This is a genomic window from Aquibacillus saliphilus, from assembly GCF_020404745.1.
In the GTDB taxonomy this organism is placed as follows: domain Bacteria; phylum Bacillota; class Bacilli; order Bacillales; family Amphibacillaceae; genus Aquibacillus; species Aquibacillus saliphilus.
Genome location: NZ_JAIZAP010000002.1, coordinates 98,360 through 111,104 on the forward strand (window position 1 = coordinate 98,360; position 12,745 = coordinate 111,104).

The 12,745-nt window shown below is 34.5% G+C and carries 13 protein-coding genes; 7 read left to right on the plus strand and 6 right to left on the minus strand.

The annotated features are described in order from the left end of the window. Positions 1 to 128: 128 nt before the first annotated feature. Complete coding sequence (locus LD272_RS03005) at positions 129 to 992, plus strand: hypothetical protein (RefSeq protein ID WP_226035113.1); 864 nt, start codon at positions 129 to 131, stop codon at positions 990 to 992. A gap of 122 nt (positions 993 to 1,114) precedes the next feature. Here LD272_RS03005 and LD272_RS03010 read toward each other — a convergent pair whose 3' ends face one another. Continuing rightward, a complete protein-coding gene (locus tag LD272_RS03010) occupies positions 1,115 to 1,783 on the minus strand; it encodes an HAD family hydrolase (protein WP_226035114.1) in 669 nt (222 codons plus the stop codon). A gap of 176 nt (positions 1,784 to 1,959) precedes the next feature. Between LD272_RS03010 and LD272_RS03015 the strand changes: the two genes are divergently transcribed. The 3 genes from LD272_RS03015 to LD272_RS03025 all read left to right on the plus strand — a co-directional run bounded on the left by LD272_RS03015 (position 1,960) and on the right by LD272_RS03025 (position 4,847). After that, the gene (locus tag LD272_RS03015; protein WP_226035115.1) at positions 1,960 to 2,814 is read left to right on the plus strand and encodes a DegV family protein; all 855 of its coding nucleotides are present in this window, start codon (positions 1,960 to 1,962) and stop codon (positions 2,812 to 2,814) included. 193 nt (positions 2,815 to 3,007) lie between these two features. Then, positions 3,008 to 3,778 carry a PAS domain S-box protein gene (locus LD272_RS03020; RefSeq protein ID WP_226035116.1) on the plus strand — a complete coding sequence of 257 codons (771 nt, stop codon included), beginning with the start codon at positions 3,008 to 3,010 and terminating at the stop codon, positions 3,776 to 3,778. A gap of 130 nt (positions 3,779 to 3,908) precedes the next feature. Beyond that, positions 3,909 to 4,847, plus strand: a complete 939-nt coding sequence (locus LD272_RS03025; RefSeq protein WP_226035117.1) for an LCP family glycopolymer transferase — start codon at positions 3,909 to 3,911, stop codon at positions 4,845 to 4,847. A gap of 72 nt (positions 4,848 to 4,919) precedes the next feature. Here the strand turns inward: LD272_RS03025 and LD272_RS03030 are convergent, their stop codons facing one another. The 5 genes from LD272_RS03030 to LD272_RS03050 all read right to left on the minus strand — a co-directional run bounded on the left by LD272_RS03030 (position 4,920) and on the right by LD272_RS03050 (position 11,617). Further along, the gene (locus LD272_RS03030; RefSeq protein WP_226035118.1) at positions 4,920 to 6,494 is read right to left on the minus strand and encodes a response regulator; all 1,575 of its coding nucleotides are present in this window, start codon (positions 6,492 to 6,494) and stop codon (positions 4,920 to 4,922) included. After that, entirely contained in the window at positions 6,475 to 8,253 is a 1,779-nt protein-coding gene (locus LD272_RS03035) for a sensor histidine kinase (protein ID WP_226035119.1), read from the minus strand. Before LD272_RS03035 ends, LD272_RS03030 begins: the two co-directional genes overlap by 20 nt. Before the next feature lie 233 nt (positions 8,254 to 8,486). After that, on the minus strand, positions 8,487 to 9,806 hold the full coding sequence (locus tag LD272_RS03040; protein WP_226035120.1) for an ABC transporter substrate-binding protein: 1,320 nt from the start codon (positions 9,804 to 9,806) through the stop codon (positions 8,487 to 8,489). A gap of 87 nt (positions 9,807 to 9,893) precedes the next feature. Then, positions 9,894 to 10,721 (minus strand): carbohydrate ABC transporter permease, encoded by an 828-nt coding sequence (locus tag LD272_RS03045; RefSeq protein WP_226035121.1) that lies wholly within the window; start codon positions 10,719 to 10,721, stop codon positions 9,894 to 9,896. Continuing rightward, positions 10,721 to 11,617, minus strand: a complete 897-nt coding sequence (locus LD272_RS03050; protein ID WP_226035308.1) for a carbohydrate ABC transporter permease — start codon at positions 11,615 to 11,617, stop codon at positions 10,721 to 10,723. The genes LD272_RS03045 and LD272_RS03050 overlap by 1 nt, the downstream gene beginning before the upstream one ends. A 393-nt stretch (positions 11,618 to 12,010) precedes the next feature. Here LD272_RS03050 and LD272_RS03055 point away from each other — a divergent pair, with 393 nt between their 5' ends. Genes LD272_RS03055 through LD272_RS03065 form a run of 3 tightly spaced genes read left to right on the plus strand, consistent with a single transcriptional unit; the run spans position 12,011 to position 12,677 of the window. Next, positions 12,011 to 12,232: a DUF1659 domain-containing protein gene (locus LD272_RS03055; RefSeq protein WP_226035122.1), complete on the plus strand. Its 222-nt coding sequence runs from the start codon at positions 12,011 to 12,013 to the stop codon at positions 12,230 to 12,232. A 35-nt stretch (positions 12,233 to 12,267) separates the two neighbouring features. Further along, the gene (locus tag LD272_RS03060) at positions 12,268 to 12,480 is read left to right on the plus strand and encodes a DUF2922 domain-containing protein (RefSeq protein WP_226035123.1); all 213 of its coding nucleotides are present in this window, start codon (positions 12,268 to 12,270) and stop codon (positions 12,478 to 12,480) included. Between the two features lie 59 nt (positions 12,481 to 12,539). Further along, positions 12,540 to 12,677 (plus strand): YvrJ family protein, encoded by a 138-nt coding sequence (locus tag LD272_RS03065; RefSeq protein ID WP_226035124.1) that lies wholly within the window; start codon positions 12,540 to 12,542, stop codon positions 12,675 to 12,677. Positions 12,678 to 12,745: the final 68 nt, after the last annotated feature.

Genomic DNA, 12,745 nt, shown 5'->3' on the forward strand with positions numbered 1-12,745 from the left:
TCATGCTCAGGAGAGGTAGCAGATATCTTGTAGTAATATGTTGAAGTTGATAGGATTATTTGAGGTGAAATACATAGATATAGAGTTTAACTGGGGTAAAGATATTGTTTTCAAGAGGAGTGAAAAAAATGTCGAAACGAAATATTAGTCTTAGTATCGTATTTGCGACTCTAATTATTATTAGCCTTGTAAGCTACATCAAAATAAGTAATCTAGAAAATCGAATGCATACGATCGATAATATGCAACATGAAATCCAAAATGTGAATAGTTCTGTTCAAAGTATATCCCGAGAAGTACATATGCAAATGGACGAATTTTTACAAGAACAACTCTGGATATCAGAAAAAGAATATCAAATAACAGCAGTTGATATAGAGAAAAATACAATTGACGTAACCCTGGAATGGAGTTTACGGGATTTACTTGATCAAGAGGAAATATCATTTTTGTATCGTGAAGATAGTACGAATGAATGGACGGAGCTTGACGTCAAAAATAATAATGGACTAAACTATTCAACCAGCCGGACATTCCCTTTGGAGGGAAACTATCAAACACAAGTAATAGCAACTTCTGACGACGGAAAGAGAAGTGAGGATTTACTAGAGTTAAAATTTAAGGAGCAGTTGGATAATCGAATCATTACAGACGCTTTTTTACATCCAAGTGGTCATGAACAGTTTACATTGGATATAAACATACATAATCGTTTAGACCATGAATTTATGCTTGCTCAAAATAGTGATGATTTTAAAATAAAAAGTGCGAAAGCCTTTCTTTATGCAAAGGGAGAGCTATTAAAAGAATTAGATTTATTAAAAGAAAATCGAAATTTCCATTCCAATTCAAAAGGTGAGAACATTACCTACCATCAATCCCTAAGCCTTGGAAAAGAGATAGGAGAACATGGGGACAATGTTGAACTTCGTGTCATTATAGAAGATGGATTAGGTTTGAAGTACGAAACAAAAGTGAATTCTATCAATTAAAAGTCAGCCTAGTATGTGTGAATTAGTGATGGTGATTTCACTACTGAATGTATTGCTAGTCATATATTTGCAGAAACAAGGAGCTTGTAATTACAAGCTCCTTGTTTCATGTTTTAGTGTTTTTAAGAAGCGAAAATGGGCCATTTGTTTCTATCGGCAATGACTTTCATTTCGTGGTCTGGATTAACAACAATCGGATAATTCACGTAATTCAGTAATGGAATATCACTTTCGCTATCTGCATAAGCCCAGATTTCCATAGGTTGATCTGAAAGGGATTTTTCCTGTTCAACCCATTGTTGAACTTTGGTTACTTTTTCCTCACCATTAATAATCACACCAATTTCCCCAGTGCAAAGTGAATCTTGATCAAATAATAATTCGGTACTAATGACATGCACGTCTAATTGAAGTTCTTTTGTGAAGGCTTCTAAAAATGGATGCAGAGCACCTGATACCATAATAACTGTATCCCCATTTTCTTGATGTTTCTGGATTTGGAGTAAGAGATCTTGGTGGACGTCCTTTTTTCCGATATTGACTAGATCTTGGAAAAATACGTCTAATTCTGTACTTGTTTTCCCTTTGAATGTCTTAGCAAAGGCCTTGAAAAACTGGTGTTTGAAAGCATTTTTTCCTTTTACAAGACCTAAACCTAAAGATTTAATCAGTCCTACGAAAAGAACTCCCCACTCTTTCATGGTAAATCTCTTCTTACCAATTTGAAACATGACCTTAAAGGAATTACCCTGATAGAGTGTGCCATCAAAATCTACTGTAACTACCGCCAATCATATCACCTCAGTTTTCTAGTAAGTATAAATTAAATTGTAATAATTGTAAATAAATTGAAGTTTATTAGGCTCGTTCTATGTTGTTTTTAGCACCTGATATTAATACTTGGTATTATTCATTATCCGCTGTATAATAAAAAGTAATCGGATTCATTTCAGGAGGAGGAAAAAACATGGCAGAGAAAAGAGTTGCTTTTGTTACAGATAGTACAGCTTATTTAACTGAAGAATTGCTTGCGCATCCTGACGTTTATGTGGTGCCAATTGTGGTTATTTCAGAGGAACGGGAATATGAAGATGGAATTGATCTATCCTCTGAACAGTTATATGACCTGATTCGTAACAATAAAGATGTTCCCAAAACCTCTCAACCATCAGTTGGTAAGTTTCAAGAGCTATATGAAAAGCTGAAAATAGACTATGATCATGCGATAGCCATTCATGTTTCTAATAAATTAAGTGGGACAGTTGCAAGTTCTGGTGCTGGAAAAGATCATGCTGGCTTTAATGTGGAAATTATAGATTCCTTATCGATATCGCACGGGATTACCTCACTTCTCGATAAAGGGATTTTACTGGCAGAACAAGACGTTGATATAAAGGAAATAGCCAATCAACTTAGAGATGAAGTAACTAAATCTAAGAATTTGGTTTTGTTAGGTAGCTTAGAGCAATTATATAGAGGTGGTAGAATGTCAGGCGCCCAGTTCTTACTCGGTAATGTTCTACAAATTAAGCCAATTCTTAGTATTAATTCTGAAGGGGAGCTTGGTATGTTTGAGCGGGTCCGTTCAGAGAAGAAAGCGACCAATAAGATAATAGATTTATTCAAAAAATCATGCGAAGAATCCAATGTGAAACAAGTAGGGATTATGCATGGTAATGTGTTAGAAAAAGCAACTGAATTGAAGAAAAGGATTGAGCGAGAGATTCCAGGCGTTGATATTGTCTTTGGAGAAATCAGTTCTTCTATAGCTGTTCATGCAGGAGAAGGAACGCTTGCATTGTTTTGGAAAACAGAAAAATAAAATAAAAGACCTGACCATGTAACAATTATTTGTTCGGGGTCAGGTCTTTTTACGCCCTCGTAAGTGAGATTATAAACATAGAAAAATAGAGGGAAAGAGCAAGTAGATCTAAAGTAACCCTTTATTACAAAATAGAAAAGGTGTATCATTTAATGTATATTCTTTCATGTACTTGATGAGGAGGGTGGCAAAATTGGAAAAAAGCTTTAATAACAGCTTGAAAACTGTAGAAAAAGAAGAATTATATCGTCAAGTAGTTGAATATTCATTTGAGACAACAATTATTCACTGTAATCAAAAAGTATTATACATAAATGAAGCTGGTGCTAATTTCCTAAGAGCAAGCAAAAATGAATTAATTGGAGCTAATGTAGTTGATGTATTTACAGAGCAATATCGCGAATTTATTGTGGGAAGAATACGCAAAGGATCAAAAGATAGATCAGTTGGCGAGCTAATCGAAACATCTATCTACCGAACTGATGGAACTATCGTTGACGTAGAGCTTTATTGTCATCCAGTTATATATGGTGAAACAAAAGCTATTCAATCTATTATTCGGGATATAACACCTAGAAGAGAAGCTGAATCAAAGCTTGAGCAAGTAATGAGTGAGGTAGCGACACCTATTGTTCCTGTATATGACGGGATTGCTGTTATCCCACTTATTGGGGACCTTAACGAATGTAGAACAAGAGAGCTTTTAGAAATCATTCCTCGAAAATTACAAGATTACAATCTGGATTATATAATAATAGATGTTTCAGGAATTTATAATATAGATGAAATTGTTGTCAATTTCATCTATAAGATCGACTCAATTATAAAATTATTAGGGATTTCTCTAGTATATACGGGATTAAGACCTGAACTTGCTAGGAAATCAGTAGAAGCTCGTCTCGATGTAACTTCTTTAGATACGATGTCTAATGTAAAACAAGCTTTAAGTCGCTTGGTTAACTAGTGATAATCAACATTACAATCATAATCAAGCTGTGGACAATTGCATGAGTGAAATTTGATTTGTTTGATAGTATATCCCTTAGAAAATACTATCAGGAGTAGCATTTACTTAATTTTAATGAGGTGGACGTATGAATCGAAAAGAGCATAAGAAAAAGGAAAAAAAGAAAAAAAGTTGGTGGAAAATAACATTATTGATTGTTGCATTTTTTATATTAGGGGGAGGAGCTTATCTTTATTCTATCTATCATAATGTGAAAAGCACAGTTGATAACGATGTACATGAATCAGTAACTTCTATCGATAATGATTTGACAAAGGAAAAAGCAGACAGAAAAGAACCCCTAAACATACTATTGTTGGGTGTGGATGAACGAGAAAATGACAAAGGTCGTTCGGACACGATGATTGTTATGACATTAGATCCGCAAAATGATCGTATGCAAATGGTAAGTATTCCGAGGGATACGCGAACTGAGATTATCGGTCACGGGACCGTAGATAAAATTAATCATTCATATGCTTTCGGTGGCAGTAATATGTCGGTTGATACAGTTGAAAATTTTCTTGACATCGAAATTGACTACTTTGCAAGAGTGAACATGGAAGGACTTCAACAACTAGTAGATGCAGTGGATGGTGTTACAGTAAATAATAATCTTGCTTTTACAAATGGTAGTTTCGAATTTCCAAAGGGTGAACTAGAACTTGATGGAAGAGAAGCATTGGCCTTTGTTAGAATGAGAAAAGAAGATCCTCAAGGGGATATTGGACGTAATGAAAGGCAACGCCAAGTAATTGAGGGTGTCATCAGTAGAGGTGCTAGTTTTAGTGGAGTAAGTAAAATCAATGAAATAATGAATGTGTTAGGCGATAATGTCAGCACAAACATGGACTTTTCCGATATGAGTACATTAGTAACTGACTATCGTGGTGCCAGAGAAAATACCGATACTTATCAGTTGAATGGTGATGGTGCGTACATCGGTGGTATATGGTATCTAATTGTACCTGATGAGGAAGTACAAAAAGCGCATGAAATGATTATAGATTTTTCTAGAAATTCATAGAAAGCAATCAGGGTGAGTTACCTATCTATCTATGTACAAACGTCTATAGATAGGTAACTGGCACTTTGTATTTTAGACGTTCATTCGTTTAACAACGTATTCTTTTTGGAACTCTTTTGGGGTAATTCCCACTGTTTTTTTAAAAACTTTAATAAAATACTTATCGTTTAGATAGCCAACGGAGCTTGCAATTTCATATACTTTTAAATAAGGATTCTCCAACAGCTCCTTAGCTTTCTCAATCCTTAATGCTGTGACATAGTCTGTAATAGTTTTATTGAATTGTTGTTTGAATTTTCTTGAAATATACTCTCGACTTAAATAAAATTGTTCAGAAATATCACTTAGTGTTATATCCTTTTGATAATTGTTTCTCAGATACTCTTCAATTAGCAGAACGCTGTTTTTTTCTTTCTTGAAATTAACCTGAAATATCATTTCCAATAATCCATTAAATTCTTTTCTTTTCTCTTCTTGGAATCGAGTGAAATCAAAACATCCATGATCATCCCAGTAATCATTACCTTTGTATAAATCGCTGTGCTTATTTATTTCATACTCTTTCAGCCAGTGTTTTTTCAGTATATCAAATTGTGATTCCCATAATTCTAGCTGTTCCATAGTGAAAATTTCATTCTTTTCAGAAGAGACATAAATTTGCTTCAAAACCTTATCTAGTTGTTCCATACTGCCACTTTGAATAGCCCACTTAATTTCTTCAGAGTAGTCGAGGAGATGTTTTATATGCTTTTGGTCATTTTTTGGAATTGTTGATAAAATAGTTTGTGAATTCATTTCTATTAAATTGTGTTTATCATATATTTGTCGTGCTGATTGATAGGCGTCAACGAGCTGCAAAAATTGCTGACCTAAAGCTATCGTACAATGTAGGTTTGTTGCCTGTTTTATTTGTGAAATAATTTGATTTATAACATAATGTTCGTCGTTCAGCTTCCATAAAAGTAAAACAATTTCATCCTCTTTATTCATGTTCCGAAAAGCAATCCCCTTTTTATACCTACTTATTGCTTCGTTACATATAGATAGAATGGAAGAAAAAACTACCCCCATATTCTCTTGGTCTTTTTTGGTGCGGTGCATTCTAATAGATAGTAAGGCAACTGTAAACGGTTCATGGGAGACATCCAGGTGATATTCTTTTTCAATATCTTCTATTATTGGAATAGTAAGCTTTGGTTTGTCTAATACATCAGAAAGAAGATGATCCCAAACTACTTGATCGTTTGATTTATTGAACAATCGAAGGCTATTTTTCTTTTTCCATTCTTCTACAGCCTTCATTAAGGTTTCGTTCAGGTCATTTTTATGAATGGGTTTTAATAAATAATCAAAAACGCCATACATAATAGCATTTTTCATATACTTAAAATCATCGTATCCACTTACAGCAATTGTTTTTGAATTAATATTTTCTGTACGAATCCATTTGATTAGTTCGATTCCATCGCATTTGGGCATGTTCATGTCGGTGAATATAATCTCTGGCTCGTGCTCTCGAATCAGCTTTATCGCTTCCAGGCCATCTGCTGCCTCTAAAATAGTGGTAATTCCAAAATTTTCCCATTCAGCTAATAGAATTAATCCTTCTCTTACATGTATTTCATCATCAATAATGATTGCCTTCATATATTCCATCCTCCATCCCTAGTGGAAGCCTCATTGATACTTGCAGGCCGCCCTCAGATCGATTTTCAAGTTCTAGAGTAGCTTGATCAGAATAATAGAGTTTTAGCCGTCTATGGACATTTCTTAATCCAATATGGTGGTTGTTAGTGTTGCTATTTTTATCTGAATATAAATCTTGGCGAATGTCATTCAATCTTGCTTCTGTCATACCAACACCATTATCATAGATATTTATATACAAATAATCATTACTTTTCTTGCACTCTAAATTTATTTTTCCGATAGAATCTCTAGCATGGAAGCCGTGCTTAAAATAGTTCTCAATAATTGGTTGTAAAATCATTTTCGGCACGTTCACGTCAAGGGTTTCCTCATTAACATTTAATTCGTAGAATAAATCGTCCCCAAAACGTTGCTTTAGTAGTAGCATGTAAGATTTTGTATAATTAATTTCTTTTACTAAAGGAACAATATTTTCCTCCATATTCATGTTATATCTCATTATTTGTGATAGGTGGGTCAATGAAGAATATATGTCAGGTGCATTACTTTTAAGTGCCATTGTACCGATAGATTGTAAGGTATTGTATAAGAAGTGAGGATTCACCTGTGATTGTAATACCTTTAATTGGTTTGTTTTATTTTCTAATTCAAGTTTGTATTCCCTATTAATGTAATCATTAAGTCTTTCTACCATCATTTTAAATCTGTGACCTAAAATACCTATCTCATCGTTGCCTAGAGATGAAAATTGGACTTTCATATTTCCTTTCTCAATTTGTTTAATGTTTTGAACGAGTACCCTAATTGGCTTAGATATTTTGAATGAAACTAAAATAGATGCAAAAATAACAAGAGATAAACCAAGAATACCAAAAACAATATTTATCGTAGCAACCCTGTAGGCGCTCTCGTATAAGGTGGTAAAAGGTAGCCGTTTTACTATTACCCACCCACCTTGAGCCTGAGAAATCTTGTCAAAGACCATCACACCTTGAAAAGAGGAATCATTCCACTCCAGTTGACCGTTTTCTTCAGTTGCGTTAATTAATTCCTCTTTCCAAGGAACTTCCATACTAGAAGGACTAAATGGTTCAGAACTAAATACGAACTGCCCTTCCGGTGTGAGTATATAAAATTCTTCTGTCCCGTGAATATAGAGGTTTTGACTTAGTTGATTTATCTTTTCTAGTTTAATTTCCATGGAAAAATAGGCGAGAACTTCGTCTGAGGGTACGTTTTTATATGCACGATGCAGTATAAATTTATTTTCACTAGGTAATAATTCCAAGTGAAGGTTATAGTCACTTTCTCTTGCAACCTTATAATTATCGGTATTGATATTACCAGCATGCTCAGAGTAAATAATGGTGGACTGTTTAGATGTGGTTACTAATCTATTATTACCCACAATGGACATGGAGACTTTCTGTACACTGTCATTTCCATATAAAGTAGATTGTAAAACTTGGTTTACAGATTTCATTGATGAAGAGTTGTTTGTGGAATTAGCTGTTCGTAAGTAGTGTATGTATTCTTGATTGTTATAATTGGATAGGACAAGGTTATTCAATTCTTTAAGATAAGTTTCTACATTAATCTTACCTTGATATAGAAGGTTAATATTTTCTTGGACAGATTGCTCCTTTAATGATTCTTTCGTGTAAAGGAATGTAACAAAAATGGAGGTTCCAAAAGGGATAACCGTAATTAATAATAGTATGACGATCAATTTATTTCGAATGCTATTTTTAAACAATTGAAGATCGCCTCCGGTATTATTTATAAGGCACTAACAGCAGTAAAAATCCGATTTTTCATCTGCAAAGTAGTGGGAAGAGAAGAGAACGCTACCAATTTGAATTTTCATTTATATGCTCAGTATAAGATAGAAAGCATGCTCCTGTATAGAGCATGCTTCCTAGTATATTGATATTCAAAAATAAGCTGTAATACTTGGAAGATTATAGTTGTGAGTATCTTCGTATATTTTTATTTTAAGTTATCCCAAGTAGATTGAAACTTTTCAAGTAACTGGTCATAATCAATTTGTCCTGCTACGTACTCTTGAATAAAGGCAGCAAATTCTTGGTTCGCACCGTCTGGCCATCTAAACCATGTCCAAGGTATGGTTTTATCCTCAACGGAGTACTCGAGAATTGATTCACCCAATGCCCCTAAACCTGAAGGCTCGATGTTATCAAATGCTGGAATGAATGCAAACTCTTCTGTCATGTAACGTTTACCAGTTTCAGAGGATACCATCCAGTCAAGAAGTAACTTTGCTTCCTCAAGATTCTCAGAGTTTTTATGAAGAGCCCAGTTATTTGGGACACCTACTGGTAAACGGTCTGCATTGGCGTCATCATTTAATGGAATTGGTAAGAACGCCATATCAATGTCTGGATTGACTTCATAGATCATATTTTCTGTCCAGTTACCTTGTTGAAGCATCGCTGTTTGACCAGACGCAAATTGAGTTACTTGTGTATTGTAGTCTGTTGTTAATGGATTATCATTTCCAAATTCGATTTCCATGTCAATGACCTTTTTGAATTCTTCAAATTTTGGATTACTAATAAAGGACTCTGATCCCTCAGATAAACCTTCAATAAATGCGACAGCGTCATCCTGTTGAGCATAAGGAATATTTAATAAATGTTGTCCGATAACCCACCATTCTGCATATCCAGCCGAGAATGCTGTAATTCCAGCTTCTTCAAGTTTCTTAGCAGCAGCAAGGAGGTCTGTAAATGTTACTGGTGGTTCTGTGATTCCGGCTTCTGCGAATAATTCCTTGTTATAAATAAAACCGTAACCTTCAAGGTTAACTGGCATTCCATAAAGTTTTCCATCTTCACCAGTCATTGGTACCTTACCAATTGGAAGTAAATTGTCAACCCATTGCTCATCCGAAAGGTCAGCTAAATGCTCTAACCATAAGTCCAATTCATTAAATCCACCGTTGTTAAAGATGTCAGGCTTTTCCCCAGAAGCAAATTTCGCTTTTAGTGCAGCTCCATAATCAGCTCCACCACCTACTGTTTCGAGATTTACTGTAATATGTGGGTACTCTGATTCAAATTCATCTAACATAGCTCGTAATTGATCAGCGATTTCCACTTTAAATTGGAAGAAATCTAGGGTTACTTCCTCCTTCTCGGCGTCGGTGCTGTCTGTATCTTCGCTGGAATCAGTCTTTTCAGTTTCAGTATCTGTATTTTCAGTTGTACTATCTACATCGTCAGCTGAACATCCTACAAAAATACCTAAAACCAACAACATTGCAATAATCATGAATATTTTTTTCATACATAATGACCTCCCTATTCCTATATTGTTATCTTACTCTATTTCATTTTTGCAGCATAAGGCTACAAAAGATTGAAACCAATAAAGTTACTTAATAGAACCTGAAGCAATACCCTTAATAATATGTTTTTGCAGAAATAAGAAAAAGATAATAATTGGGGTTATACCCATTACTAATGCTGCTAGGCCCATATCCCACTGTTTTGTGTACTGAGCAAAAAATGAACTTGTGGCTAATGGAATCGTTCTTAAAGATGCATCTTGTAAGACAAGTAAAGGTAACAAGTAATCATTCCAGATCCATAACGTATTTAAAATAATAACTGTTACAGTTATTGGTTTTAGTAATGGGAAAACAATTTTCCAAAAAACACGAAACTGAGAACATCCATCTATTTTTGCCGCTTCCTCGATTTCAATAGGTACTGATTTCACGAAACCGTGATACAAAAATAAAGAGAGCGGTACTCCAAAGCCAAAGTACATGACGATAATTCCTGGAATACTATTCATAATTCCAAGTAGTCCTCCGAGTTTAACAAGGGGAATCATCACTGTTTGAAAGGGTATAACCATAGCTGATACAAAAAAGACAAATAGTATTTTGCTGAAATTTCCTGGCGAACGAACCATTTTCCAAGCAGCCATGGAACTAATAATTACAATGCCAATATTGCTGAAAACAGTAATAACAATTGAATTAACAAATACCCTAGGGAAATTAAGTATATCCCATACCTCTCGGTAGTTAGAGAACAGTAGTTTACTAGGTAAAGCGGCAGCATCCACTAGAATTTCAGGAAAGCTTTTTAATGAGTTAACAATGACAAAGTAAAACGGTACTAGGAAGACTAACGCCAGTAAAATAGCAAAGATTTCAAGGGCGAATGTCTTTTTAGTATATTTTCCTCTCATTATGCTTCTACCTCCTTTTTCTTCGTTAACATAACTTGAACAGTTGTAAAGACTGCTACAATAACAAAGAATATAATAGCTTTTGTGGATCCAACGCCATAGTTATTAAGAGTAAAGGCTTCCTGATAGATATTGATGGCAACAGATTGAGTCGAGTTGAATGGACCACCGCCAGTTAGAGATAAGTTTAAATCAAATATTTTAAATGCCATTGAAATTGTTAAGAAAAAACATATCGTAAAGGCAGGTAATATTAAGGGGACAATGATTTTAGTTAACATTTGGTATAAGTTCGCACCATCAATTTTTGCGGCTTCAATTAGAGAAGTGTCGATTCCTTGTAAGGCAGCAATATAAATCACCATCATATATCCACTGATTTGCCATGCAAATACGATAACAATTCCCCAAAATGCAGTTGTTGCATCTCCAAGCCAAGGTAATTGGAAGAAACCAATGTTTGTAATTTCTCCAACTGCTGCAAACCCCCGGACAAAAATGAATTGCCAGATAAAACCTAATAGTAGACCTCCAATAACGTTAGGGAGAAAAAATACAGTTCTTAGTACATTTTTTGTTTTCAGAGCTGCATCCAAGATTAAAGCGAAGGAGAAGCCAATTATGTTGCTAATGACAACTGCAGCAAACATAAATTTCGTTGTAAAAATAAAGGAATCATAATAGCGTTCATCATTAGTAAATATCTGTTTGTAATTATCAAAACCTACCCATTCAACAGCAGAACTAACTCCATTCCAAGAAGTAAAGGAATAGTAAACCCCCATGAAGAAAGGAATAATTTGAATGATAATGAAAAATAATAGTGCTGGTCCAACAAAAGCAGCATAAGACAGGATTTTCCTCATCCTTTTTTGGGTCTTCGTTATTGATTTCATTTTTGTCTTTATAACCGTTTCAGAATTAGTGCTCTTGTCAAAAGTTGTTTTCATTATCTTTACACCACCTTTTTGTAATCGCTTTCATTATTTTATTATAAAGATTTAAACAGCTAATGAATAGCAACTAGATTGACTAAAAAGGTACACTATTTTGACATTGAAAAAGAAGAGGGAGACTAAAGATTTAGTTATTCTTCTTTAATTTCCTTGTTTTAGTATATATTTTTACAAATCTGTATAGAGTCAATAGATAAGAATTCAAGGTGGGGAAACCTTGAATAAACAATGCTCTATTTTAATACCGAGCTACAATCTTCCTAATTCTCCATTTAACAGACACCAAATCATCCCTTCTCATCGATTATAGACATGAAAAGGAGGTGAGGTAAGATGGCAGTAGCACAGTTAATAGATTCTCGTCTACAATTAGGATTTGAAGATGGCGTTACAAATACAGGTAGAGTGATTGTTAAGCACAAAAGCTTTAACAATATAAAAACTTCAGCAACTCCAGATCAACTACTAGCAATTACCGTTGCATTAGTAGCATTACAACAAAAGACACTTTACTCAATTAAACGGAACGATACCGAACTAGTTACAGAAGAATAATTCAGTTTAAATTATAAAGAAAGGAGGGAAATGTTGTGAAAACATTAGAACTTAAATTCATAAATGAAACAGACAAATTAGTGACAATCACATTAGATAGTCCGATTGAACCTGCTGATCCAGTAGCAGTCGAACAAGCGATGGATGAAATCATTGCTCAAAATGCTTTCTACTCATCTGGTGGTGATTTAGTTAGCAAAAAGAGTGCCCGAATCGTTGAACGTAATGTTTTTGATATCGAGGTGTAATTTGAGGGAGCGCATAGTCGCTCCCTTTTCCAAATCATAAAAAGAAAGGAGGACATAAGTTGGAGGAAACATGGGTGGCATTAATCACTGACGTCGGATTCCCTGTTGCGGTAACCTTTTATTTGTTACACCGAGTGGAAGGAAAACTAAACACGTTGATAGAGTCCATTCTTTCCTTGCCAGAAAAGCTGAAATAATTTTAATTGGTTGTAATAATAAGATCAGGCTAACCCCTTACAAAGGGATTAGCCTGATCTTATTATTT

What these genes read in the sequence shown, in the direction of transcription:
- LD272_RS03045 (WP_226035121.1), bottom strand. Translation starts at nt 10,721, where the DNA reads ATGAGAGGAAAATATACTAAAAAGACATTCGCCCTTGAAATCTTTGCT.
- LD272_RS03025 (WP_226035117.1), top strand. Translation starts at nt 3,909, where the DNA reads ATGAATCGAAAAGAGCATAAGAAAAAGGAAAAAAAGAAAAAAAGTTGG.
- LD272_RS03050 (WP_226035308.1), bottom strand. Translation starts at nt 11,617, where the DNA reads ATGAAATCAATAACGAAGACCCAAAAAAGGATGAGGAAAATCCTGTCT.
- LD272_RS03055 (WP_226035122.1), top strand. Translation starts at nt 12,011, where the DNA reads ATGGCAGTAGCACAGTTAATAGATTCTCGTCTACAATTAGGATTTGAA.
- LD272_RS03040 (WP_226035120.1), bottom strand. Translation starts at nt 9,806, where the DNA reads ATGAAAAAAATATTCATGATTATTGCAATGTTGTTGGTTTTAGGTATT.
- LD272_RS03015 (WP_226035115.1), top strand. Translation starts at nt 1,960, where the DNA reads ATGGCAGAGAAAAGAGTTGCTTTTGTTACAGATAGTACAGCTTATTTA.
- LD272_RS03005 (WP_226035113.1), top strand. Translation starts at nt 129, where the DNA reads ATGTCGAAACGAAATATTAGTCTTAGTATCGTATTTGCGACTCTAATT.
- LD272_RS03030 (WP_226035118.1), bottom strand. Translation starts at nt 6,494, where the DNA reads ATGAAGGCAATCATTATTGATGATGAAATACATGTAAGAGAAGGATTA.